The 23,675-nt window shown below is 68.3% G+C and carries 19 protein-coding genes; 4 read left to right on the top strand and 15 right to left on the bottom strand.

The annotated features are described in order from the left end of the window. Window positions 1-18 precede the first annotated feature (18 nt). The 15 genes from C7C56_RS03195 to C7C56_RS03125 form a co-directional block, all read right to left on the bottom strand. Window positions 19-1,164: a LytR C-terminal domain-containing protein gene (locus C7C56_RS03195; RefSeq protein ID WP_106756051.1), complete on the bottom strand. Its 1,146-nt coding sequence runs from the start codon at window positions 1,162-1,164 to the stop codon at window positions 19-21. Between the two features lie 19 nt (window positions 1,165-1,183). Beyond that, window positions 1,184-2,125 (bottom strand): type II secretion system F family protein, encoded by a 942-nt coding sequence (locus tag C7C56_RS03190; protein ID WP_106756050.1) that lies wholly within the window; start codon window positions 2,123-2,125, stop codon window positions 1,184-1,186. A 10-nt stretch (window positions 2,126-2,135) separates the two neighbouring features. Next, a complete protein-coding gene (locus tag C7C56_RS03185) occupies window positions 2,136-3,113 on the bottom strand; it encodes a type II secretion system F family protein (RefSeq protein ID WP_106756049.1) in 978 nt (325 codons plus the stop codon). Between the two features lie 96 nt (window positions 3,114-3,209). Further along, on the bottom strand, window positions 3,210-4,556 hold the full coding sequence (locus tag C7C56_RS03180) for a TadA family conjugal transfer-associated ATPase (RefSeq protein WP_106756048.1): 1,347 nt from the start codon (window positions 4,554-4,556) through the stop codon (window positions 3,210-3,212). A 16-nt stretch (window positions 4,557-4,572) separates the two neighbouring features. Further along, complete coding sequence (locus tag C7C56_RS03175) at window positions 4,573-5,748, bottom strand: CpaE/TadZ family protein (protein ID WP_106756047.1); 1,176 nt, start codon at window positions 5,746-5,748, stop codon at window positions 4,573-4,575. Between the two features lie 60 nt (window positions 5,749-5,808). Beyond that, window positions 5,809-6,378, bottom strand: a complete 570-nt coding sequence (locus tag C7C56_RS03170; RefSeq protein WP_181373005.1) for a TadE/TadG family type IV pilus assembly protein — start codon at window positions 6,376-6,378, stop codon at window positions 5,809-5,811. 22 nt (window positions 6,379-6,400) lie between these two features. Then, on the bottom strand, window positions 6,401-6,913 hold the full coding sequence (locus C7C56_RS28575) for a TadE/TadG family type IV pilus assembly protein (protein WP_181373004.1): 513 nt from the start codon (window positions 6,911-6,913) through the stop codon (window positions 6,401-6,403). Continuing rightward, a complete protein-coding gene (locus C7C56_RS03160; protein WP_106756045.1) occupies window positions 6,910-8,370 on the bottom strand; it encodes a pilus assembly protein TadG-related protein in 1,461 nt (486 codons plus the stop codon). The genes C7C56_RS28575 and C7C56_RS03160 overlap by 4 nt, the downstream gene beginning before the upstream one ends. Further along, window positions 8,367-8,645: a pilus assembly protein gene (locus tag C7C56_RS03155; protein WP_106756044.1), complete on the bottom strand. Its 279-nt coding sequence runs from the start codon at window positions 8,643-8,645 to the stop codon at window positions 8,367-8,369. Before C7C56_RS03155 ends, C7C56_RS03160 begins: the two co-directional genes overlap by 4 nt. 10 nt (window positions 8,646-8,655) lie before the next feature. Then, window positions 8,656-10,176: a type II and III secretion system protein family protein gene (locus C7C56_RS03150; RefSeq protein ID WP_181373003.1), complete on the bottom strand. Its 1,521-nt coding sequence runs from the start codon at window positions 10,174-10,176 to the stop codon at window positions 8,656-8,658. 35 nt (window positions 10,177-10,211) lie between these two features. Continuing rightward, window positions 10,212-11,090: a Flp pilus assembly protein CpaB gene (gene cpaB, locus C7C56_RS03145; protein ID WP_106756042.1), complete on the bottom strand. Its 879-nt coding sequence runs from the start codon at window positions 11,088-11,090 to the stop codon at window positions 10,212-10,214. Beyond that, complete coding sequence (locus tag C7C56_RS03140) at window positions 11,090-12,520, bottom strand: DUF8689 domain-containing protein (RefSeq protein WP_181373002.1); 1,431 nt, start codon at window positions 12,518-12,520, stop codon at window positions 11,090-11,092. The genes cpaB and C7C56_RS03140 overlap by 1 nt, the downstream gene beginning before the upstream one ends. Before the next feature lie 110 nt (window positions 12,521-12,630). After that, window positions 12,631-13,164 carry an A24 family peptidase gene (locus tag C7C56_RS03135; protein ID WP_106756041.1) on the bottom strand — a complete coding sequence of 178 codons (534 nt, stop codon included), beginning with the start codon at window positions 13,162-13,164 and terminating at the stop codon, window positions 12,631-12,633. A 72-nt stretch (window positions 13,165-13,236) separates the two neighbouring features. Further along, window positions 13,237-13,419: a Flp family type IVb pilin gene (locus C7C56_RS03130; protein ID WP_106756040.1), complete on the bottom strand. Its 183-nt coding sequence runs from the start codon at window positions 13,417-13,419 to the stop codon at window positions 13,237-13,239. 278 nt (window positions 13,420-13,697) lie between these two features. Continuing rightward, the gene (locus C7C56_RS03125) at window positions 13,698-13,877 is read right to left on the bottom strand and encodes a Flp family type IVb pilin (RefSeq protein ID WP_106756039.1); all 180 of its coding nucleotides are present in this window, start codon (window positions 13,875-13,877) and stop codon (window positions 13,698-13,700) included. 476 nt (window positions 13,878-14,353) lie between these two features. Here C7C56_RS03125 and C7C56_RS03120 point away from each other — a divergent pair, with 476 nt between their 5' ends. The 4 genes from C7C56_RS03120 to icmF all read left to right on the top strand — a co-directional run bounded on the left by C7C56_RS03120 (window position 14,354) and on the right by icmF (window position 23,575). Beyond that, window positions 14,354-15,391 carry a GGDEF domain-containing protein gene (locus C7C56_RS03120; protein ID WP_106756038.1) on the top strand — a complete coding sequence of 346 codons (1,038 nt, stop codon included), beginning with the start codon at window positions 14,354-14,356 and terminating at the stop codon, window positions 15,389-15,391. Between the two features lie 40 nt (window positions 15,392-15,431). Next, entirely contained in the window at window positions 15,432-16,373 is a 942-nt protein-coding gene (locus C7C56_RS03115) for a LysR substrate-binding domain-containing protein (protein ID WP_106756037.1), read from the top strand. A gap of 281 nt (window positions 16,374-16,654) precedes the next feature. Then, complete coding sequence (locus C7C56_RS03110) at window positions 16,655-20,167, top strand: indolepyruvate ferredoxin oxidoreductase family protein (RefSeq protein ID WP_106756073.1); 3,513 nt, start codon at window positions 16,655-16,657, stop codon at window positions 20,165-20,167. 123 nt (window positions 20,168-20,290) lie between these two features. Next, window positions 20,291-23,575, top strand: a complete 3,285-nt coding sequence (gene icmF, locus C7C56_RS03105; protein WP_106756036.1) for a fused isobutyryl-CoA mutase/GTPase IcmF — start codon at window positions 20,291-20,293, stop codon at window positions 23,573-23,575. Window positions 23,576-23,675 lie beyond the last annotated feature (100 nt).

The raw sequence follows: 23,675 nt of genomic DNA, 5'->3' as shown, positions 1-23,675 counted from the left end.
CGGCTGCGAAACCGGCGGCTACCGAGGCGAGTCCATTTTGGCGACCAGCTCCGCCACCTCCTCCGCCTTCTTACGCGCCAGCTTGCCCGGCATCCGGTCGCGCCCGATCACGAGCCGCATGTCGGCGCGCCTTTCGCCGTCGACCTCGACCAGCGCGGCCGGCCCGAAGCGCCCGGCCAGTTGCCGCGCGGCCTCGCGCAACCCGCTCTGGTATTCGACCCGCGTTTTCCGCACGCCATAGCCGGGATGGTTCGACAGGCGCACCACCCGCACCTCGGCGCCGTCGATGCGGCGGCCCAGGGCGCGCGCCATGCCGGTCACACCGTTGCCGTTGCGAATCTCCAATGTGTGCCGCGCCCCGTCCCGCGCGGCGGACGCGGCCGACGCCGCCGCGGGCACAAGCGCGGCAACCGGCGGCAACAAGTCCACCCTGGCGGCGCTCGTCGCCGGCATGGCCGCCGCGCCGGAACCGGCCCCGACCCGGTGCAATTCGAACACGCCGGCGCTGGTCTGGCGCAACTCGGTGCTGGCCCAGTGCTGGCCGGCCCGGCCTTCGCCCGGTCCCGCCGCCACGGCGCCGGCGCGCGGCCCGACGGCCCGGATGTCGGCCTTGAAGTCGTGCTTTTCGAGGGCGCGCGCCTGCTTGTACATGAGCTCGGCGCGCCCGCCCTGCCCCAGCTTGGCCAGCGCGCCGCCCATGTGCCGCCACGCGCGCGCGTTGAGCGGGTCGAGCACGCACGCCTTCTCGAGCGCCGTCAATGCCGGCTCGTAGTCGCCGCTGAGAAGGTGGGCGTAGCCCAGATTGCTGAACAGGAAGGCGGCGCCGGCGCCGGACGCGCGCGCCGTGTCGGCCGTCAGCGCCTGCCAGATGGCGATCGCCTGTCTGAATTCGCCGCGCTCGGCGAGCAGCGTGGCCAGGCCGTTGCGCGCGTTGACATGGCCGGGGCCGGACGCCAGCGCGGCCTGGTAGTAGCGCGCCGCCGGCGCGGCACGCCCGGCGATGTGGTGCTGGCGCCCGAGCACGTAGGCGTCGTCGGCAGACAAGCGCGCGCCCTGGTCCGGCGCGTGCGCCGCGTTCTGGGGCAGCCGCCGGCCGAGGTCGGCGCAGGCGAGCAGCATGGCGCCGGCGCCGATCACGCTTAGCCGTTTGAGGGTGGTTCGCATGGCATTCTCCTGTGAGGGTTCAATTCGTGCCGCCCATCGCGGGCAGCAGGGTGCGTCCGATCTGGATCCCGGCCGGGCCGAGCAACACCATCAGCAGGATCGGGAAGATGCAGAAAATGAGCGGGAACAGCAGCTTGAGGCCGATCTTGGCCGCGCACTCCTCGGCGATCATGCGCCGCTTGGTGCGCAGGTTGTCGGAGTGGACCCGCAGCGAGTCGCCCATGCTGGTGCCGAAGCGCTCGGACTGGATCATCATCGCGACCAGGGTGTCGACGTCCTCGACCCCGCTGCGCAGGGCGAAATTGCGCAGCGCCTTCTCCTTCGTGAAGCCGGCCCGCATCTCCATGAGCACCAGCTGCAGCTCCTGCGCCAGCACCAGGCTCTTGATGTGGATTTCGCCGGCCACCTTGATGAGCGCGCGCTCGAGGCTAAGGCCGGCCTCCACGCACACAGTGAGCAGGTCGAGCGCGTCGGGGATGTTCTCGAAGATCTCGCGCCGGCGGCGCTCGGCCAGCCGGCCCAGCACCACGTTGGGCAGGTAGTAGCCCATCGCCGCGCCAAGCAGCAGCACGAACATGAACTGCGCCCCGGCCACCTTCGAGCCGGCCGCTATCAGGCCGAACGCGATGAACGCCGGCGTGGCCAGCGCCAGCACGCTCTTGGCGCCGAAATAGAGCGCCGGCGCGGCCGGATTGCGCAGGCCGGCGGTCATGAAGCGGGTGCGCAGGGCCGACTTCTCCCAGCCCTCCTCGGGCAGCGAGAGGCGGCTGAACGGCTGCGCCACCTTGGCCACCCGTTCGACCCAGCCGTTGGCATCGAGCGCGCTTGGCTCGGACTTGCCCTCGACGCTGGCGAGGCGCTCGCGCAGCGCGCCCGGCGCGAACACCGCCATCGCGACGAGCACCAGCACGATCACGACCACGAAAACGAAGGCCAGGAAAATCAGGTGTGAAGCTTGCATCGACGCTCTCCTAAACGTGGATCCGGATGACTCGGCGCAGCCACAGCACGCCGACCACCAGCATGGCGGCCCCGTACCACAGCAGCTTTACGCCGACCGGGTCGGTCCACAACAGACTGATGTACTTGGGGTTGGACAGCTGCATGGCGAACATCACGCAGAACGGCAGCAGGCCGAGGATCCAGGCCGACATCCGGCCCTCGGCCGAGAGCACCCGCACCTGCGCGATCAGCTTGAGGCGCTCGCGGATGATGTGGGCGATGCTGCCGAGGATTTCGGCCAAATTGCCGCCCGACTCGCGCTGGATCAGCACCGCGATGACGAGGTAGCGCAGGTCCGCCAGCGGGATGCGCTCGGCCATGTTCTGCAGCGCCTCGTTGAGCGGGACGCCGTAGTTGATCTCCTGGTTGGCGGTGCGGAATTCGCCCGCCAGCGGCTCGGGCAGCTCCGAGCCGACCATCGCCAGCACGTTGGTGAACGAATGGCCTGCGCGCAGGGCGCGCGCGAGGAAGTCGGCGGCCTCGGGCAGCTGGCGCTCGATCGTGTGCAGGCGCAGCCGGCGCGCGCGCCGCACCATCGCCAGCGGCAGGCACATGAAGATGATCGCGACGACGTACTTGGGCGCGGGCGGGCCGGCCCACAGGAGCGCCAGTGTAAAGCCGAGCACGCCCAGGCCGGCAGACCAGGCCAGGAACTGCGCCACCGACCACGGCAGGCCGGCATGCACCATCAGGTGGTCGAGCCGCCGCAGCAGGCCGACCCTCTGCAGCAGGCTGTTGCCCAGTTCGCCCCTGGCGAAGCGGCGCTGCTTGAGGATCGAGATGCGCTCGCTGTGCGCGTCGACCCCGCCGGTCATCAGGTTGAGGCGGCGGTTGACGCGCTGCGCCGCGCCGCCGTGGGTGCCGCTCCACCACAGGAAGGCGCCCTCGACCAGCAGGCTGGTCGCCGCGAACAGCATCACCATGAAACTTCCGAACACCAGATCCATGCTACCTCCCGCTTTAAGCCGAAACCTAAAAACAAGCCCGAGAACGCCGCAGCCGCGCGGCCTACCGCGGGCCACACGCCAACCACCGCCCCGGCGCTATTCGTAGATGCGCGAGGGGTCGAAGCAGTTGTCGGGCACCGGGGCGCCGAACATGCGCAGGCGGTCGGCGAAGCGCGGGCGCACCCCGTTGGCGCGGAACTGCCCGAGCACCTTGCCGCCGGCGTCGACCCCGGTCTGCTCGAAGCGGAAGATCTCCTGCATCGCAATGACCTCGCCCTCCATCCCGGTGATCTCCTGCATGCTCACCAGCTTGCGCGTGCCGTCGGTCAGGCGCGTCACCTGCAGCACCACCGTGATGGCCGAGCAGATCTGCTGGCGCGTGGCGCGCGCGGTCAGCGTCACGCCGGCCATGCCGACCATGTTCTCGAGCCGCGCCAGGGCGTCGCGCGGCGCGTTCGAGTGGATCGTCGCGAGCGAGCCCTCGTGGCCGGTGTTCATCGCCTGCAGCATGTCGAGCGCCTCGGCCCCGCGCACCTCGCCGAGGATGATGCGGTCGGGCCGCATGCGCAGCGCGTTGCGCACCAGCGCGCGCTGGGTGACCTCGCCCTTGCCCTCGATGTTGGGCGGGCGCGTCTCGAGCCGCACCACGTGCGGCTGGCGCATCTGCAGCTCGGCCGCGTCCTCGATCGTGACGATGCGCTCGTCCGACGGGATGAAGCCCGACAACAGGTTGAGCAAAGTGGTCTTGCCGCTGCCGGTGCCGCCCGAGATCAGGATGTTGATCTTGGCCTGCCCCAGCGCCTGCAGCACCTGCACCATGGGCGGGGTCACGCTCTTGAAGGTGAGCATGTCGGCCACCGTCAGCGGGGTGGCGGAGAAGCGCCGGATCGACAGGATCGGGCCGTCCACCGCCAGCGGCGGAATGATCGCGTTCACGCGCGAGCCGTCGGCCAGGCGCGCGTCGACCATCGGGCTCGACTCGTCGACCCGGCGCCCGACCCGCGAGACGATCTTCTCGATGATCTTCATCAGGTGCGCGTTGTCGTGGAAGGTGACGTCGGTCAGCTCGAGCCGGCCCTGGCGCTCGACGTACACCTTGGCGTAGGTGTTGACCAGGATGTCGGAGACGGTGAGGTCGGCCAGCAGCGCCTCGAGCGGTCCGAACCCGAGCATCTCGTGCTGGATGTCGAGCACCAGGTTGTGGCGCTCGTTCTGGTTGAGGACGATGCGCTCCTCCTCGATGATGCGCTGGATCAGAAGCGCCAGCTCGTGCTTGAACTGCTCCGCCGTGAGGCGCTTGAGGCGCTCGAGGTCGATCCGGTCGAGGATCATATGGTGCATGTTCTTCTTGAGGTCCTGGTAGGCGTGGCGGGCCGGCTCGGCCGCCAGCGGGGCCGGCGCGCGCGCCTCCTCGGTCGCCGTCAGGCGTTGGCGTAGGGTCATCTCGGTCTCCGGTGGGTTATGCATCGGCGTCTGCGCGGCCGAACAGGCGGTCGAACAGGCCGCGCGTCTCGGGCACCCGGTGCGCGGTCACCAGCTCGACGAAATCGGCCAGGCTGCGCGCCACCGCGCTGCCGCGCGCCAGCTGCATCACCGGCACCCCCTGGTTGACCGAATCGGTCACCGACAGGTAGTCGTTGGGCATGGTGTGCGCGATCTCGGCGCCGAGCGCGGTCTGCAGGTCCTGCAGGCGCAGCTTGCCGCCCTTGTCGTAGCGGTTCACGATCAGGCGCGTGTTCTCGGGTGGGTAGCCGAGCGAGCGGAAGATGTCGAGCAGGCGGCGCCCGTCGCGGATGTCGGGCAGGCCCTGCTGCAGCACGGGGTAGATGGCGTCGGCGTTGTCGAGCGCGCGCAGCGAGATGGCGTCGATGTGGCGCCCGACGTCGAGCACGATGTAGTCGTAGTGGTGGCGCGCCACGCGCAGGATGGCGTCCATCTGCTCGGGCTTGAGCTCGGCCCCGTGGGCCGGGTCGTCGGCCGCCGCCAGCACCCCGAAGCCGGGCGTGATGTGGACCAGGCACGACTCGAGGAAGGGGCCGTCCACGCGCGCGATCTGGCCGCACACGTCGGCCAGGTTCATGGTCGGCTTCTGGTCCGAGATGTACAGGGCGGCGTCGCCGAACTGGCCGTGCAGGTCGATCAGCAGCACCTTCTTGCCGGCCAGCGTGGCCAGCGCGTAGCCGAAGTTGGTGGCGATGAAGGTGGCACCGCTGCCGCCCTTGCACGAAATGAAGGCGAGCACCTTGCCGTCGCGCATGGCGCTCATGCCGGCCGCCGCGGCGACCCGGTCGAGCGCCTCGTGGAAGGCCTTGTGCACCAGCGGCAGCGGCAGCACCTCGCGCACCCCGGCGCGCATGGCGCGGATCAGCAGCTCCTGCTGGTTCTCGCGCGTGAGCAGCATGAAGCACGAGCGCGGATAGTGCTTGGCGAGCCGCTCGAGCAGGTCGGCGTCGGCCGGCTCGACCTCGCTCGCGTCGAGCACCACCAGGTGCGGATTGTCGGGCACCGGGCGCTCGAGCGCATCGCGCATGCCCGGATAGGCCGCCGCCACGGCCAGCGGCGGCACGCGGGCGGCGCCCTGGGATGCGATCTCGGCCTGCAATTGGGTGTCGCGTGTAATGATCAATGCTTTCATCAGTGTCCTCGTTGTGGCCCTGTTGTCGGTTCGGGTGGTGTGGGCGCGCACGCCCCGCGCTTAGCCGCTGCAGGCGCTCGCCGCGTCCGGCCGGTAGCCGAAGTTCTCGGCCGGCGTGACGGTGGTGAAGTCGGACAGCGGGATGCCGCCGGCGGGCATCAGATCGGTGACCGGCAACCAGGGCAGGTAGCCGATCCTGGCGCAGTCGGTGCCGGGCCGGCACACCCGCACGCGCACGAAGCGGATGCAGTTCGGCGCCGTCGCGTTGACGGTGCAGTTCGACAGGTTCTGCTCCGGCGAGGCCGGCAGCGCCGCCACCGGGGTGCTGGCGTCGGCCTGCAGGTAGGAGATCGCCACGCTCTTGTCGGTGATGTTGTCGGCCGCCGGCAGGCTGCCGCCGAACACGGCCTCGAGCCGCAGCGCGGCGAGCGCGTTCTTGTCGCAGAAGTTGGTCACGGCGGCCATGCGCGCGCCGCGCCGCGCCACCTCGCCCATCGTGTTGACCAGGTAAACCACGCGCGCCGTCTCGACCAGCGCGCCCATGAACGCGAAAAACGCGACCGCGCACAGCGCGAACTCGACGGCGGCGATGCCGCGCTCCAGCTTGCGCCGGCGGAAGGGTGTACGCATCACAGATAACCTCTTGGCGCTGTCAGTTCGCATACGGAACGGTGGTTTCGGCGTTGATCTTGAAGTTCGGCTTGCCGAGCAAAAAATCCTGGACGATCTCGCCGTACAGCGAGTAGTCGTACTTGACATTGATCACGACGGTGACGGCGAGCGGTTTCGGGTCGCCCGTCGCGGCCACGTTGCAGTAGGTCACCGACGTGTCCGGGTTGTCGCACAGGATCTGGACCGCTGTGATCTCCGACGCTTTGATGCCGGCCGCGGCAAGCGCGCGCCTTATCATCTGGTTGGCGACCACCTCGACCGCCTCCTCGCGCTCGGTCACCAGCATCTGCGCCAGCGGCATCGTCGCCATGAAGCGCGCGGCATCGTGCGAGGCCTGCTTCATGGCGCTGTAATACATGAAGGCGCGCCCGTACATGATCACCACCGGGATCAGGAAAAACGTCAGCAGGATGATCAGCGCGAGCTCGATCGCGACCGAGCCTTTGGCGCCGCGCGCGCGCCGCGCGCGCTGGAGGCGGACGGCGGCGCTCATTTGAACAACGCCGCGGTGGACGAGACCGAGGCCTCCCGCACCAGCCCGCCGAACTCGGCGTACAGCGCGGGCACGGCGGCGTCGGCCGGCGCCGTCAGCATGAACTTGCCGATCCCGAGCACGGTCGCGCCGGCGCCGGCCACTGGACAGGAGAGCAAGGGCACGTTGAGCACGCGGCGGTTGCTCAATCCGACCTGCGGCGCCGTCGGCTTCAGGTAGTACTGTCCGAACAGCTTCGCATACGGCAGCGTGACCTCGTTGGTACTGGCAAGGCCGTCGGACACCGGATACAGATTCGGCCAATTGGTACGACTGAACGCGGTGCCGACCCCGTCCGGGCTGCTCGCCTTGTACCTGACTGCCTTGGCGAACGACCAAAGCACGCCGTAGTCGGTGCTGGTAAGCGCGGGGCCGGCGGCGTCGGCCACGGTCAGCAGTCTGGCCGGCGCCGCCGTCGTCAGCGATCTGGCGCTGATCAGGGTCGGTCTCGGCGTCATCCAGGCCGCATCGTTGCCGCTGTAGGCCCTGACGTTGGCATCCGGTCCGGCGAAGGTCGCGTCGCAGATGTTTCCGGCCGGATCTGTGCCGAAGCGCGTGTTGAGCGCGTCGAGCAGCGCCGTCGGAAAGCCCGCGGCCACGTAAAGGGTGTTGTTCCCGGTCACACGCGGCGCGTGGATGGTGCCGCTGCAGGCGTAGGGGCGCGCGGCCGCCGGCGCCAGGTTGGCCGCGTCGTTGGGCCGGCCCGGGAAGTCGACCGGGTTGATCAGGAAATTGAGCGGCAGCGGGCCGGTCGGGTTGAGCGCGAGCAGGTTGTAGCCGACCCCGCGCCGGAAGCCGTGCTCGACCAGTTCGAAGCTGTTGGCGCCGCCCGCGACGCCGCGGTCGACCCCGCGCAGCGCCACGTTGTCGATCGCGCACACCGCCAGCGGCCCGACCTGGGAGCCGATGCGCCCGGCCACCGCGCTCGCGCCGGTCTGCACCGTCTCGGGCAGCGCCGACGACATGGCGCGCATGAAGAGGATCTCGACCGCGCCCGGGTTGCCGTCGAGCCATGCGGTGTTGATCCTGGCGAACTTGAGCGCGCCCGCGTTGGCATCGGTGACGGCGGCCGCCGGCGTCCAGTCGGACGCGGGCGCGTCGGGCGCGCCGGCGAAACTGATCGCCTCATCCGACCATTTGGCGTGCTGCAGGAAACTGAAGCGGTTCGACTCGACCACCTCGCCGGCCCGCTCGGCCGCGCGCCCGGCCCCGGCCTTGGTGCCGTCGAGTTCGAGCGCGGCCGCCAGCGCGGCGCCGTCGGCCAGGTGTTGCATCTCGGTGTGGCGCGCGTACATGTGCGACAGGTCGAGCGCGAGGCCGAAAAACCCGATCAGCGCCACCAGCATCAGACCGAACATGACGGCGAAGGTGCCGCCCTGGCGGCGCCCGCGGGCGCGCGCACCGGCGCCCGGCTTCATTTTGCGCTGCCCGAGAGCAGGCTGCCGGCGGCCGCCGGCTGCGGCGTCGTGAACGAGCGCTCGTAGTTGTCGCTGGCCGCGCGCGCGGCGCGCCCGTCGATGCCGCTGACCGGGTCCTGGTTGCGCGCCGCGTCCGGCGCGATCACCTGCGAGCCGAGCGCGGCGCGCACCGTGTCGCCGAAGCCAACCTGCGCGGGCGCGGCGCAGCCCGACAGCGCGGCCGCCAAGGCCAGCGCGAGGGCCGAGGTGATGCGAGCGTGTTTGCATGTGTTCATGGTGTTCTCCCTATTTCAGTTCGAAGCCGCGCGCGCCGTCCGGCGACGGCGTGGACGATCCGGGCGCGGCCTTGGCGGCGGGCGCTGCCCCGCTTTCGAGCCTTCCGCCGAGGAACAATTCCGCGCGGCTCGGCGCGGCCACCGCGTCGGTCGGCAGCGCGTAGTCGGGAGGCAGCGGTTTGACCAGGCGCGCCGTGACGACGAACACGAGCTCGGTGCGGTCCTGCTGGAAGTCGGTGCTGCGGAACAGCGCGCCGAGCACCGGGATCTCGCCGAGTAGCGGCAGGCCCTTGAGGTTGGTGACGAAGTTGTTCTTGATCAGGCCGCCGATGGCGAAGCTCTGGCCGTCGTACAGCTGGACCGTGGTGCTGGCGCGCCGGGTGGTGATCAAAGGCAGCACCGCGCCGCCCGAGAAGCCGGTCGCCGTGATGCCGATGCCCTGGCGCGAGACCTCCGAGACCTCGGGCGCGACGCGCAGGTTGATGCGCCCGCCGGCCAGCACGGTCGGCGTGAAGCGCAGCCCGACCCCGAACTCCTTCTCCTCGAGCGTGACCTTGTTGTTGTCCTGCGCGACCGGGATGAAGATCTTGCCGCCGGCCAGGAAGCTGCCCTCCTGCCCGCTGATGGCCATGATGGTCGGCTCGGCCAGCACGCGCACCAGGCCGTCCTGCTTCTGGGCCTCGAGCGTGAGCTGGTTGCCATTGCTCTTGCGCATGTCGAGCAGGCCGCCGGCGGTGCCGGTGAGGAAGTTCGACAGCAGCGTGCTGGCCCAGCTGCCCGAGGAGAAGCTGAAGGTCGCGCCGGCCTCGAGGCGCTCGAGCAGGGACTTCGAGACCTCGGCGATCTTGACCTCGAGCATGACCTGCTGCGGCGCGCTGACGCTGAGCATGTTCACCACGCGGATGTTGTTGAGGCCGGTGCCGGTGGCGGCCGGCTCGCCCTCGCCGGCCTCGTCGCTCTTCTTGTTGGCAGGCTTGAGCGGGCGGCGCACGAAGGCCGAGGCCAGCTCGTAGGCGCGGGCGGCGGCGGCGGCGTCGCTCACGGTGCCGGTCAGCACCAGCGAATCGGCCGCCGAGACCACCCGGATGTCGCGCTCCTCGGGCATGATGGCCGCCAGCGACGCCTGCAGCGTGCCCGGGTCGACCGAGACCACGATGTCGATCACGCTGCACTGGCCGGACTTGTCCTGCAACATCATGTTGGTCGCGCCGACGTCGACCCCGAGCACATACATGGTGTCGGGCGCGACCAGCATGGCCTGCACCACGTTCGGATTGCCGACGCTGCGGTGGAGCACGGCGGCCGGCATGCGCAGCATGCTCGACTTGCCGATGTGCAGGGCCATCTTGCCCGGCGTGGCGGCCTGGCCGGTGCAGCGCAGGCCGAGCCCGCCGCGATCGGCCTGCGGCCGCGCGGCCTCGGGCGCCGGCGCCGCCAGCGCGGCGCCGCCGAGGGCGCCCGACAGCGCCAATCCGACCGCGCAAAGGTTGACAGCGCGTGTGACCTGCCCTTGTGTGGCGCATTTTTTCATGTCGCTCATCCCAGTGAAATCGAAACTTTGAAAGATCAGAAGCACTCTTGTGAAATCTGGGTGCCGGCGATGACGCTGATGCACTCGCGCTGGGGCTGGGGCGGCGCGGCCACCTTGTGCACCACCGCGCGCCTGGCGCGCGGGGCCGGCTTGGGCGCGGCGGCGACCGCCACCACCGGCGCGGCTGGCTTGTCCTCGAACAACAGCGAGCGCTTGGTGGCGCCCTCGGTCGGGGTCGAATTCGGGTCGACCTGGTTGCGCAGCGCCAGCGACAGGCTGCCCACGCCGCGCGCCAGGTCGAGCTGCTCGGCCTGCTCGGGGGTGACCTCGAGCGTGACGGCGTTGACCACGCGCGGCTTGGTGTCGTCGCGGCTGACCTCTTGCGCGACCGCCAGCACCAGTATCCGTTCGAGCACGATCTTGGAGATGTGGCGGTCGACCCGGTGGCCGCTGTTGCCGTCCTGCGCCGTCTCCTCGCGCTCGGTGTGCACGATGATATCGACGTAGTTGCCCGGCAGCGCGAAGCCGGCCACGCCGATGACGTCGTTGACGCGCACCGTGATGGCGCGCTTGCCCTCGGTGATCAGGGCCGACAGACCGCCCAGGGTGCCGAGCGGAGCCAGCTTGGCCTCGCTCAAAGGGTCGCCGCGCTGGACGCTCGCGTTGAGCACGCGGCCGTCGAATGCCTTCATGTCCGTGCTCGCCCCCTTGGGCAGGTTGTCGGCCGGCCAGTCACTCAGCTTGAGCATGTCGAGCGTGAGCCGCTGGCCGAGCGTGGCGTCGGTCGCGGCGACCACGATCTGGCTGCTGTTGGCAGCCGACTGCGTGATCAGCCAGCGTGAAGCCAGCAGTACGGCGACCAGTCCGAGCAGGACCGCCACCCCCATCATGATCAGTGCGCGCTTGTTTTTCATCAGATCTTCTCCGACAGGATGTCGCTGGCGACGGCCTTGAACTGGGCCGGCGGCTGCGACGGTGAGGCGGCGCCGGCGGTGCCGCCGGCGAACATGCTGACCCAGGCCTGCTCGAGGGCGGCCACGGTCAGGCGGGGGGCGATGCCGGTGTAGCCGGCAAAGTCGTCGATGCGCCCGAGCAGCTCGCGCGGGTAGCTCGCCAGCAGCGCCTTGCCGGTGGCCGCATGCAGGCGCTTGACCAGGTGGTCGAGCACGGCCTCGTCGAACACGATGCGCATGCCGCGGCACTGGTGGCGGAACAGGTTGCGGTAGCTGGCCTCGCTGAGCGGGCCGATGTGGACCTTGTAGCCGATCCGGCGCAGGAACGAGTCGTCAAGCAGCAGATGGGGCGCCAGGTTGGTCGCCAGCACCAGGGTGGCGTCGAACGGCACGCTGACCTTGTGCCCGCCGTGCATGGTCAGCTGGTCGACGCCGAGGTCGAGCGGCCCGGTCCAGCGGTTGAGCAAATCGCCGCTCGACATGCGCTGGCGGCCCAGGTCGTCGACCACGAGCATGCCGCCGTTGGCCATGAAGTGCGGCGGCGCGTGGTAGACCCCGCCGGCCTCGTCGTAGCGCAGGTCGAGCATGTCGGGGGTCAGCTCGGCGCCGACCTGGACCACGGGGCGCTGGCACAGCGCCCAGCGCGTGTCTACGCTGCGGCGCTCCTCGGCCTGGCGCGCCAGCAGCGGCGAGGGCGGCTGGTGCACCACCGGATCGTGGAAGGCGATGATCTGCTGGCCGACCAGGATCGCGTACGGCACCGCCACCACCCCCTGCTGCATGCGCCCGAGCTTGCGCGCCAGCGTGGTCTTGCCGCTGCCCGAGGGCCCGAACAGCAGCAGCGGGCGGCCGGCGTGCATGGCCGCGCCGATCATGTCGCGCACGGCCGGCTCGAGCCCGTCGTCGGCCAGCGCGGCGGCCAGCTCGGGGGCGCGCAGGTGGGCCGCCTGCGGATGGCGGCACGACTGGCGCTGCGCGACCTCGCGGTAGGCCGCCAGCGTGACCGGGGCTGGGCCGGCGTAGCGGCAGCGCGCCTGGTATTCGAGCGCGCACAGCTTGCCGACCGAGGTCAGCTGGTACTGCACGTCGAGTTCGGACTCGCCGCGCCAGGCCACCTCGACCATCTGCTCGGCGACCATCCCGTCGAGCACCTCGCGCAGCACGTTGATCGACAACTTGAGGCGCCCCACCAGCACCGGCAGGTGGGTCTTGCCGCCGATGTGCATGGACTTGGCGATGAGCTCGACGATCAGGGAGCGTTCCAGGCCGCTGTCGCGCACCGTCTTCGGTTGCGGCGGCAGGATGGCGGCGAGGTCGTCAAGCGCCTGCCCCTGGCCGCGCACCCTGCCTGCCGCCGCCGTGGCGGTCGCCGTCGATTCGGCCTCGATCATTTCCATTCTCCCTGTAAAGCGCTACGCTGTTTCCAGAAGGTATAAATTCATCTTAACGAAGCGGACAGCGGGCATTTTTGATGAAAAGCAAATAAGGCCGTGCAGCAAAATCACGCTTGGCGCATGGACAACATGAGCATGGTTCCCAGTGCTATTGCCAGGCCGTAAGGCATGTTGCCGACGCTGGCCGCCGGCAGCGGTTCGATCGCGGACGACATGCCCGCCAGGCGCATGAACAACGGCCGCAGCAGGGCCGCCAGATTGGTCAGCAGGTCTCGCACGCGGCCGCGCGCGAGCACGATCACCAGCGCCATCACGCCGCCGATGCAAAACGTGGCCAGCGCGATCTTGAGCGCGAGCGCGGGGCCGGCGAAGGCGCCCACGGCGGCCATCAATTTGACGTCGCCGCCGGCCATGCCGCGCAACATATAAAGGGGGAGGAACAGCGCCAGTCCGGTGGCCGCGCCGCAGGCCCAGTTCGACCAAGCCGCGGCGAAGCCGCCCGCCGCCAGGTGCAGGCCCAGCGCAAGCAGCGAAAAAATACCGACCAGACGGTTCGCGATGCGCCGTTGCAAAAGATCCTGCACGCCGGCCGCCGTCACCAGCGCCAGCATGGACAGGTCGAGCAAGATGGGAATTGACATGGCGCGCTTTCGATGACAGTAAAAAAAAAGCCTCCCGGGCCGCGCAGGCCGGGGAAGCGGCCGAACGATGGTTCAGGGAATGCTTTGCATCACCGTCTGAATTTTCGAGAATGCCGTGCTCAGGCCGAGCGTGATGTAGCCGACGGCCGTGATCAGCGCGGTTGCGATCAAGGCGGCGATCAGGCCGTACTCGATGGCCGTCACGCCACCCTCGTCGGCCATAAAGGTTTTTGTGGCGGAGATAAATTTTTTCATGAAGAGCTCCTGTTGGGGATGAGAAAAAGAACCGGTCCTGGCAGCCGGCCAAGACCGGCGCGCCATTGGATTGACTATAAGGACTGCTCAAATTCAATAAATTGATGCGCGACAAATTTACCCGAAGGCATTATTTGCATTTGGGACTTTGTTGAGCAATTCGGACAGTCGGCGCCGGCGGCGCATCGCTGGAAGGGGGGGCGGAGGAGGGGGTTTTTCGCGCGGCGGCGAATGCTTCCCGGGCAGGGCCCTGTCCGGAAAGCGGCACACGTCCCGGATCAGGGAATGGACATTTTTGTCTGGATTTTCGAGAACGCCGTGGACAGGCCGAGGGTGACATAGCCGACGGCAGTGATCAGCGCGGTGGCGATCAAGGCGGCGATGAGGCCGTATTCGATGGCCGTCACGCCATTTTCGTCAGCCACGAAGGTTTTTACTGCGGAGGTGAATTTGCTCATGACAAACTCCTTTTTAGGTGGAGAAAATAAATGCCCTGGTGCCGCCGGAACGACCGGGCCCGCGTCGTTTGCCGCCGAAGAATTTCTTGCCTTCCTTCATGTGCGGCGCCATTGGATTGACTATAAGGACTACGCGCATTAATAAATTGATATCACGCAAATTTCCTCGGCAGCATCATTCGATTCGGGCCGAATGTTGCGCAAACCGGGCTCGGGGTTGCCGTGCGGGCCCGACTGTGGATGGCGAACGACAAAATCCTCACCGCCCCCGTCGCAAGCGCCCGCACGACTGTAGAATCAGGTCGGGAGAATGTAAAACCGACCGCGCAACTTACATTGCCAGTGCGGTCAAAAGCCTTTATCCTGCACGGGCTTGCCTCCCGCCGACAGATAGTCTTGCAGCATCAATGGCAAAACGTTAAACCGCACATCCGCAGGCTACGCGGTAGTGGCTCGATTACCTTGCTGAGAATGACATGGATTCCCTTCTGAAACACATGGTGGACATGACCGGCCACCGCGATCACACGATGCTCGACGTGTCCGTGATGGCGGCCGTGCAGGAGCTCGCGGGCGCCTCGCAGACGCGGGTGCTGTCGATCACCACCGTGCGTGGCCAGCAGTATGTGCGCTCGCGCGCGATCATCTGCGCCGGCGGCGCCGCGCGCGTCGAAGAGCAGCCCGACCCGAACCTGCCGGGCGAGCCGCTCGGCGCCTATCCCGAGCTGGCCGACTGCATCGCGCGCCACGGCACCAGCGCGCAGGCGGTCTCGGGCGAAGGCAAGCTGACCCTGTGGCTGCCGATCTGGTTCGGCGACAAGGCCGACACCTGCCTCGAGATCATGCACCCGACCCCTTACAGCGCCGACACCATCCACGTCATCGGCGGCATCGTCAGCGTCTACCGCAATTTCCAGAACCTGCTCGACTACAGCGAGCGCGACTCGCTGACCGGCCTGCTCAACCGGAAGACCTTCGACGACCAGCTGGCCAAGATGCTGCAGGCCTCGAGCGAGGCCGAGGCCGCCGCGCCGGCGCCGGAGCGGCGCCACCCGTCCGACCTCGAGCGGCAGTGGCTCGCCGTGGTCGACGTCGACCATTTCAAGCTCGTCAACGACAAGTTCGGCCACCTGTACGGCGACGAGGTGCTGATCCTGATCGCCAACCTGATGCAGTCCTCGTTCCGCGCCAACGACCGCGTGTTCCGCTTCGGCGGCGAGGAGTTCGTCGTGCTGCTGCGCTCGACCAGGCTCGACAGCGCGCGCAACATCATCGACCGCTTCCGCACCAACGTCGAGGCGCACGACTTCCCGCAGGTCGGACGGGTCACCGTCAGTGTCGGTTTCGTCAGCATCAGCGCCTACGAGTCGCCCGTGATCACGCTCGGGCGCGCCGACCAGGCGCTGTACTACGCCAAGAGCCACGGCCGCAACCAGGTGTGCGACTACGAGCAGCTCGTCGCCGGGGGCTTGCTGACGGCGGTCGCCTCGAACGACACCGCCGAGTTTTTCTAGGAGCGGCGCGGCCCCGCCCCGCCACTCCCCCACGCAAACCATGGAACTGCGCCAGCTCCGCTACTTCGTCGCCATCGTCGACCACGGCTCGCTCTCGCGCGCGGCGCTGGTGCTGCACGTGGCCCAGCCGGCGCTGACGGCGCAGCTGCGCCAGCTCGAGCAGGACCTCGGGGTGCAGCTGCTGCACCGCTCGGCCCAGGGAGTGCTCAGCACCGACGCCGGCAAGGTGTTCTACGAACACGCCCAGGCGATCCTGAAACAGGTCGCCGACGCCCGCGCGGCGGTGGTGCAGTCGGCCACCCGGCCCTCGGGCAGCGTCACGTTGGGGTTGCCGCACAGCATTTCCGGCGCGCTGGCCCTGCCGCTGCTGCTGGCCGCGCGCGCGCGCTACCCCGAGATCACGCTGCAGCTGACCGAGGAGCTGTCGGGCAGCCTGGGCGAGCAGCTCAAGTCGGGCCGCATCAACCTGGCCGTGCTGTTCGACGACGGCCAGCTGTCGGGCTTCTCCGGCACCGCGCTGATCGAGGAGGAGCTCATGTTCATCTGCCGCGCCGACGCCGCCGGCGCGCCCGGGGGCGACGCCGTCAGCCTGCGCGCCGCGCTCGGCGCGACCCTGATCCTGCCGGCCCAGCACCAGGGCGTGCGCCCGCAGGTCGAAAGCGCGGCGCGCGCGGCCGGGCTGACGCTGGGCACGGTGATCGAGATCAACTCGATCGCGATCCTCAAGTCGGCGATTTTGGCCGGCATGGGCGCGACCATCCTGCCGCTCGCGCCCATGCTGGCCGAGGTCGAACGCGGCGCGATGCTGGCGCGCCCGATCCACAGCCCGCCGATCTCGCGCACGGTCCTGCTTTGCTCATCTAGAAACATTCCACTGACCAACGCCGCGGCGGCGGTGCGCGCGCTCGTGTTCGAGGTCACCGCCGAGCTGTGCCGTGGCGGCACCTGGCTCGGCGCCCGCCTGCTATCCATTCCTGCATAGCCAAGGCGCCTTCCATACAAATTTGAATGGCGCCGCCCAGGGCCATCAGTTTTTCCTATACCCCCATCCAAAAACCGTATTTCCCCCGCCGGCGGGAAGGTCATACACTTCGCCCGACCCTGATTTTGCCGCCCACCGCGGCGCCCTCCCCTCCACCTCCCGCGCCCACCCGGCGCCGCCGGTGGCGGGCGAACGACCGAACCACGATTTTGGAGCAACTTTTGGAGCAACTCTTGCCTGACACCTTCGCCCCCGCCACCGCGCGGGACGTCCCGGGCCGCATGGCCACGACCACCCTCGACGACAAGTACACGGCCCGCAGCGGCAGCATCTTCCTGTCGGGGATACAGGCGCTGGTGCGCCTGCCGCTGATCCAGCGCGAGCGCGACCTCGCCGCCGGCCTCAACACGGCCGGCTTCATCTCGGGCTACCGCGGCTCCCCGCTCGGCGGACTCGACGAGACGCTGTGGAAGGCCAGGGGCCACCTCGAGGCGCACCACGTGCAGTTCGTGCCGGGCGTGAACGAAGACCTCGCCGCGACCGCCGTGTGGGGCTCGCAGACGGTCGACCTGATCGGCCCGGCCAGTTACGACGGCGTGTTCGCCATGTGGTACGGCAAGGGCCCGGGCGTGGACCGCTGCGGAGACGTCTTCAAGCACATGAACCACGCAGGCACGGCGAAGCACGGCGGCGTGCTGCTGGTCGCCGGCGACGACCACGGCGCCTATTCCTCGACCCTGCCGCACCAGTCCGACCACCTGTTCTCGGCCTCGATGATCCCGCTGCTGTACCCGTGCAATGTGCAGGAATACCTCGACCTGGGCGTGCACGGCTGGGCCATGTCGCGCTTTTCGGGCTGCACCGTCGCCTTCAAGGCGCTCGCCGACACGGTCGAGTCGAGCGCCTCGGTCGACGCCGACCCGCACCGCGTGCGGGTGAAAATCCCGCGGGACTTCGTCATGCCCGAGGGCGGCCTGAACACGCGCCTGTCGTCGGACCCGCTCGGCATGCAGGCGCGCAAGCAGGAGGCGCTGATGCAGGACTTCAAGATCTACGCGGCGCTGGCCTACGCGCGCGAGAATAAACTCAACCACGTCACCATCGACAGCCCCGACGCCAAGCTCGGCATCATCGCCTCGGGCAAATCCTACCTCGACGTGCTCGACGCGCTCGAGGACCTCGGCATCGACGAGCAGATGGCGGCCATGGTCGGCCTGCGCCTGTTCAAGGTCGCCATGCCATGGCCGCTCGAGCCCGACAGCGTGCGCGAATTCGCCCAGGGCCTCGACGAGATCCTGGTGGTCGAGGAGAAGCGCCAGATCGTCGAATACCAGCTCAAGGAACAGCTCTACAACTGGCGCGACGACGTGCGCCCGCGCGTGATCGGCAAGTTCGACGAAAAGGGCGAATGGGTCGCCCCGCGCGGCGAATGGCTGCTCACCTCCAAGGCCGACTTCTCGGTCTCGCAGGTGGCGCGCGTGATCGCCTCGCGCGTGGGCCGGCTGGTCACCGACCAGAAGACCCGCGACCAGATCCGCGACCGCCTCGCGTTCCTCGACGCCAAGGACGCGGTCCTCAAAAAGGCCGTCAACACCCCGTTCCGCCCCGCGTTCTACTGCTCCGGCTGCCCGCACAACACCTCGACCAAGGTCCCCGACGGCTCCCTCGCGCTGGCCGGCATCGGCTGCCACGTGATGGCCACCGCGATCTACCCCGAGATGAACAAGCTGACCACCCACATGGGCGGCGAGGGCGCGCCGTGGATCGGCCAGGCCGCGTTCTCGAAGGTGCCACACGTGTTCCAGAACCTCGGCGACGGCACCTACTTCCACTCGGGCTACCTGGCGATCCGCGCCACGGTGGCGGCCAGGGTCAACATGACCTACAAGATCCTCTACAACGACGCCGTCGCGATGACCGGCGGCCAGCCGGTCGACGGCATCACCTCGGTGCCGATGATCGCCCGGCAGATGGCGGCCGAGGGCGTCAAGCGCATCGCGCTGGTGACCGAGGACCTGTCGCGCTACCTTGATCGCGGCGCATTGCCGGCCAGCGTGACGCTGCACGACCGCAAGGACATGGACGCGGTCCAGCGCGAACTGCGCGAGATCGCCGGCGTGTCGGTGCTGATCTACGACCAGACCTGCGCGGCCGAAAAACGGCGCCGCCGCAAGAAGGGCGAATTCCCCGACCCGGACAAGCGGATCGTCATCAACGAGGCCGTGTGCGAGGGCTGCGGCGACTGCGGCGTGCAGTCGAACTGCACCTCGATCCTGCCCAAGGAGACCGAATTCGGGCGCAAGCGCACCATCGACCAGTCGTCCTGCAACAAGGACTACTCGTGCGTGAAGGGCTTCTGCCCGAGCTTTGTCACGGTCGAGGGCGGCACGCTCAAGAAATCGAAAGCGGGCGTGGCCAAAAACGACGCGGACGACGGCTTCGGCGCCCTGCCCGAGCCGGTGCTGCCGCCGCTCGAGGCGCCGTACAACATCCTGATCAACGGCATCGGCGGCACCGGCGTGATCACCGTCGGCGCGCTGATGGGCATGGCCGCCCACCTCGAGGGCAAGGGCGCCTCGGTGCTCGACATGACCGGCATGAGCCAGAAGAACGGCTCGGTGACCTCGCACGTGAAGGTGGCCAAGTCGCCGGCCCACCTGCGCGCCCAGCGCATCGCCACCGGCGAGGCCGACCTGGTGCTCGGCTGCGACATGCTCACCGCCGGCGCCCACGACGCGGTCTCGAAGATGCGCCCCGGCCGCACGCTGGCCGTCATCAACCTGCACGAGCAGCCGCCCGGCACCTTCGCCCAGAACGCCGACTGGCAGTATCCGGTCGCCGAGGTGCGCGCGCTGATCGAGGAATCGGTGGGCGCGCCGGCGCTGCCGGCGGCCGACTTCATCGACGCCACCAAGCTCGCCACCGCGCTGATGGGCGACTCGATCGCGGCCAACCTGTTCATGCTCGGCTACGCGTGGCAGAAGGGCCGCATCCCGCTGGGCGAGGCGGCGCTGCTGCGCGCGATCGAACTCAATGGCGTGGCGATCGCCTCGAACAAGCGCAGCTTCCTGTGGGGCAGGCGCGCCGCGGTCGACCTCAAGCGCGTTGAAAAAATCGCCACGCCAACCCAGGCGATCGTAATGCAGATGCCGCAAAGCCTGGAGAACGTGATCCAGAAGCGCACCGCCTTCCTCACAGCGTACCAGGACGCGGCCTACGCCGGGACCTACAACGATCTGGTGGCGCGCGTGCGCGCGGCCGAAACCGCGCAGGGCCTGGGCAACAAGCTCTCGAGCGCCGTGGCCAAGTACTACTTCAAGCTGATGGCCTACAAGGACGAGTACGAAGTGGCGCGCCTGTACACCGACGGGCGCTTCGTCGAACAACTGAAATCCCAGTTCGAGGGCGACTTTTCGCTCAAATTCAATCTGGCGCCGCCGCTGTTGTCCAAAAAGGACGCCAAGGGCCACCTCGTCAAAGCGGAATTCGGCTCGTGGATGTGGCACGCGTTGCGCATGCTGGCCAAGCTCAAGGGCCTGCGCGGCGGCGCGTTTGACATCTTCGGCTACAGCGAAGAGCGTAAGATGGAGCGCGCGCTGATCGTCGAATACCGCGCCATGATCGAAGGCCAGCTCGCCACGCTCACGCCCGACACCCTGGCCACGGCGGTGGCGCTGGCGAACCTGCCGGAGCAGGTGCGCGGCTTCGGCCACGTGAAGGAGAAGGCGGTCGCCGGGTTCCGCGCGGAACAAGCGCGTCTGCTCGGCAAGATTACACAGAAGCAAGCAGCGTAAGCAAGTGCGCAAGCAAGTAAGCCGTGGCGGCCGGGCTTCCGCCGCTGCGGCGCGAACTTGACGTTTACGTAAACGTCATATACCGTACAGAACACTTCAGCCGCGCCTGACACAAGGATCAACATGAACGACATCACGACCGCCACCAAGCTCACCCCCGACCAGCCGAAGCTGGCCAACAAGGTGCGCTTCGTCACCGCCGCCTCGCTGTTCGACGGCCACGACGCCTCGATCAACATCATGCGCCGCATTTTGCAGTCGAACGGCGTCGAGGTGGTCCACCTCGGCCACAACCGCTCGGTCGACGACGTTGTCACGGCGGCGCTGGCCGAGGACGTGCAGGGCATCGCGATCTCGAGCTACCAGGGCGGCCACGTCGAATACTTCAAGTACATGATCGACCTGTTGCGCGAGCGCGGCGGCGCCCACATCAAGGTGTTCGGCGGCGGCGGCGGCGTGATCGTCCCCGACGAGATCGCCGACCTGCACGCCTACGGCGTGACCCGCATCTTCAGCCCCGAGGATGGCCAGCGCATGGGCCTGGTCGGCATGATCGAATCGATGGTGCAGGCCTGCGACATCGATCTGTCCGCCTACTCGCCGACCTCGCTCGAGCCCCTGCAAACGGGCGACGTCGCGTCGCGCCACCGCCCGCTGGCCCAGCTGATCACGGCGCTCGAGAACGACAAGGCCGCGCCCGAGCTGCGCGCCGAGCTGGTCGCCGCCGCCAAAACCGCCAAGGTGCCGACGCTGGGCATCACCGGCACCGGCGGCGCGGGCAAATCCTCCCTGACCGATGAACTGATCCGCCGCATCCGGCTCGACCAGGGCGACGCCCTCAACATCGCGATCATCTCGATCGACCCGTCGCGCCGCAAGTCCGGCGGCGCGCTGCTGGGCGACCGCATCCGCATGAACGCGATCAACCCGTGGGCCGGCCAGGCGCGCGTCTTCATGCGCTCGCTCGCGACGCGCGAAGCGGGCTCCGAAATCTCGGCCGCGCTGCCCGAGGTGATCGCCGCCTGCAAGGTGGCCGGCTTCGACCTGATCATCATCGAAACGTCCGGCATCGGCCAGGGCGACGCCGCCATCGTGCCGCACGTGGACCTGTCGATGTACGTGATGACGCCCGAATTCGGCGCCGCCTCGCAGCTCGAAAAAATCGACATGCTCGATTTCGCCGACTTCATCGCGATCAACAAGTTCGACCGCAAGGGCTCGCAGGACGCGCTGCGCGACGTCGCCAAGCAGTACCAGCGCAACCGCGAAATGTGGAGCCGCCGGCCCGACGAGATGCCGGTCTACGGCACCCAGGCGTCGCGCTTCAACGACGACGGCGTCACCGCCCTGTACCAGGGCCTGCTGCCCAAGCTGGCCGGGTTCGGCCTGCAAGCCAAGCCGGGCAAGCTGCCGGCGGCCGACATCCGGCACTCGAGCGGCAAGAACGTGATCGTGCCGCCAAGCCGCGCGCGCTACCTCGCCGAGATCGCCGACGCCGTGCGCGGCTACCACAAGAACACCGCGCGCCAGGTCAAGCTGGCGCGCGAGCGCCAGCAACTGAGCGAGTCGAAGCGCATGCTGGCCGCGGCCGGCAAGGGCGCCGACTTCGACGACCTGATCCTCGAGCGCGACAACGCGCTCGAGGCCAACGCCAAGAAGCTGCTCGCGATGTGGCCCGACCTGCTGGCCGCGTACGCCGGCGACGACTACGTGGTCAAGATCCGCGACAAGGAACTGCGCACCCGCCTGGTCGCGCACACCCTGTCGGGCACCAGGATCCGCAAGGTGGCGCTGCCGCGCTTCGAGGACCACGGCGAAGTGCTGCGCTTTTTGATGCTCGAGAACGTGCCGGGCAGCTTCCCGTTCACGGCCGGCGTGTTCGCGTTCAAGCGCGAGGGCGAGGACCCGACCCGCATGTTCGCCGGCGAGGGCGACGCATTCCGCACCAACCGCCGCTTCAAGCTGGTCTCGACCGGGATGGACGCCAAGCGCCTCTCGACCGCGTTCGACTCGGTCACGCTGTACGGCGCCGACCCGGCGCTGCGCCCCGACATCTACGGCAAGGTCGGCAACTCGGGCGTGTCGATCGCGACCCTCGACGACATGAAGGTGCTGTACGACGGCTTCAACCTGTGCAGCCCGAGCACCTCGGTGTCGATGACGATCAACGGCCCGGCGCCGACCATCCTGGCGATGTTCATGAACACCGCCATCGACCAGCAGATCGACAATTTCGTGCTCGAGAACGCCCGCCAGCCGACCGTTGATGAAGCGGCCAAGATCCGCGCCTGGGTGCTGGCCAACGTGCGCGGCACGGTGCAGGCCGACATTTTGAAGGAGGACCAGGGCCAGAACACCTGCATCTTCTCGACCGAGTTCTCGCTCAAGGTCATGGGCGACATCCAGGAGTACTTCGTGCACCACCAGGTGCGCAACTTCTACTCCGTCTCGATCTCGGGCTACCACATCGCCGAAGCCGGCGCGAATCCGATCTCGCAGCTCGCCTTCACGCTCTCGAACGGCTTCACCTTTGTTGAGGCCTACCTCGCGCGCGGCATGCACATCGACGATTTCGCGCCCAACCTGTCTTTCTTCTTTAGCAACGGCATGGACCCCGAGTACACGGTTTTGGGGCGCGTGGCGCGCCGCCTGTGGGCGATCGCGATGCGCGACAAGTACGGCGCCAACGACCGCAGCCAGAAGCTCAAGTACCACATCCAGACCTCGGGCCGCTCGCTGCACGCGCAGGAGATCGACTTCAACGACATCCGCACCACGCTGCAGGCGCTGATCGCGATCTACGACAACTGCAACAGCCTGCACACCAACGCCTACGACGAGGCGATCACCACGCCGACCGACGAGTCGGTGCGCCGGGCGCTGGCGATCCAGCTGATCATCAACCGCGAGTGGGGCCTGGCCAAGAACGAGAACCCGAACCAGGGCTCGTTCATCATCGACGAGCTGACCGACATGGTCGAGGAGGCGGTGCTGCGCGAGTTCGAGCGCATCGCCGAGCGCGGCGGCGTGCTGGGGGCGATGGAGACCGGCTACCAGCGCGGCAAGATCCAGGAGGAGTCGATGCTCTACGAGCACCAGAAGCACGACGGCACGCTGCCGATCATCGGGGTCAACACCTTCCGCAACCCGAAGGCCAACGACACGCCGCAAAAGATCGAGCTGGCGCGTTCGACCGACGACGAGAAGCAGTCGCAGCTGACCCGCCTCGACGAGTTCCACCGGCGCCACGCGGGCAGCAGCGCGCGGGTGCTGGCGGACCTGCAGCAGGCCGCGATCGACAACGAGAACGTGTTCGAGAAGCTGATGGAGGCGGTGCGCGTGTGCTCGCTCGGCCAGATCACGACCGCGCTGTTCGAGGTCGGCGGCCAGTACCGGCGCAACATGTAGGCCCTGCGGAAATCGTGAAGTAGGCTTCACGCCACATCAAACCCACGTCGTCCGCGCGAAGGCGGGGCGACGTGGTTTTTTTTGCTCAGCAATTCATTAA

The sequence above is a fragment of the Massilia glaciei genome (assembly GCF_003011895.2).
Classification (GTDB): Bacteria; Pseudomonadota; Gammaproteobacteria; order Burkholderiales; family Burkholderiaceae_D; genus Telluria_A; species Telluria_A glaciei.
The sequence above is the reverse complement of the archived record's forward strand: the minus strand, read 5'-3'. Positions and strand labels throughout refer to the sequence as shown.

What these genes read in the sequence shown, in the direction of transcription:
- C7C56_RS03175 (WP_106756047.1), bottom strand. Translation starts at nt 5,748, where the DNA reads ATGAAAGCATTGATCATTACACGCGACACCCAATTGCAGGCCGAGATC.
- C7C56_RS03150 (WP_181373003.1), bottom strand. Translation starts at nt 10,176, where the DNA reads ATGAAAAAATGCGCCACACAAGGGCAGGTCACACGCGCTGTCAACCTT.
- C7C56_RS03140 (WP_181373002.1), bottom strand. Translation starts at nt 12,520, where the DNA reads ATGATCGAGGCCGAATCGACGGCGACCGCCACGGCGGCGGCAGGCAGG.
- cpaB (WP_106756042.1), bottom strand. Translation starts at nt 11,090, where the DNA reads ATGAAAAACAAGCGCGCACTGATCATGATGGGGGTGGCGGTCCTGCTC.
- icmF (WP_106756036.1), top strand. Translation starts at nt 20,291, where the DNA reads ATGAACGACATCACGACCGCCACCAAGCTCACCCCCGACCAGCCGAAG.
- C7C56_RS03195 (WP_106756051.1), bottom strand. Translation starts at nt 1,164, where the DNA reads ATGCGAACCACCCTCAAACGGCTAAGCGTGATCGGCGCCGGCGCCATG.
- C7C56_RS03170 (WP_181373005.1), bottom strand. Translation starts at nt 6,378, where the DNA reads ATGCGTACACCCTTCCGCCGGCGCAAGCTGGAGCGCGGCATCGCCGCC.
- C7C56_RS03110 (WP_106756073.1), top strand. Translation starts at nt 16,655, where the DNA reads ATGGCCACGACCACCCTCGACGACAAGTACACGGCCCGCAGCGGCAGC.
- C7C56_RS28575 (WP_181373004.1), bottom strand. Translation starts at nt 6,913, where the DNA reads ATGAGCGCCGCCGTCCGCCTCCAGCGCGCGCGGCGCGCGCGCGGCGCC.
- C7C56_RS03190 (WP_106756050.1), bottom strand. Translation starts at nt 2,125, where the DNA reads ATGCAAGCTTCACACCTGATTTTCCTGGCCTTCGTTTTCGTGGTCGTG.
- C7C56_RS03155 (WP_106756044.1), bottom strand. Translation starts at nt 8,645, where the DNA reads ATGAACACATGCAAACACGCTCGCATCACCTCGGCCCTCGCGCTGGCC.
- C7C56_RS03115 (WP_106756037.1), top strand. Translation starts at nt 15,432, where the DNA reads ATGGAACTGCGCCAGCTCCGCTACTTCGTCGCCATCGTCGACCACGGC.
- C7C56_RS03130 (WP_106756040.1), bottom strand. Translation starts at nt 13,419, where the DNA reads ATGAAAAAATTTATCTCCGCCACAAAAACCTTTATGGCCGACGAGGGT.
- C7C56_RS03120 (WP_106756038.1), top strand. Translation starts at nt 14,354, where the DNA reads ATGGATTCCCTTCTGAAACACATGGTGGACATGACCGGCCACCGCGAT.
- C7C56_RS03185 (WP_106756049.1), bottom strand. Translation starts at nt 3,113, where the DNA reads ATGGATCTGGTGTTCGGAAGTTTCATGGTGATGCTGTTCGCGGCGACC.
- C7C56_RS03125 (WP_106756039.1), bottom strand. Translation starts at nt 13,877, where the DNA reads ATGAGCAAATTCACCTCCGCAGTAAAAACCTTCGTGGCTGACGAAAAT.
- C7C56_RS03135 (WP_106756041.1), bottom strand. Translation starts at nt 13,164, where the DNA reads ATGTCAATTCCCATCTTGCTCGACCTGTCCATGCTGGCGCTGGTGACG.
- C7C56_RS03180 (WP_106756048.1), bottom strand. Translation starts at nt 4,556, where the DNA reads ATGACCCTACGCCAACGCCTGACGGCGACCGAGGAGGCGCGCGCGCCG.
- C7C56_RS03160 (WP_106756045.1), bottom strand. Translation starts at nt 8,370, where the DNA reads ATGAAGCCGGGCGCCGGTGCGCGCGCCCGCGGGCGCCGCCAGGGCGGC.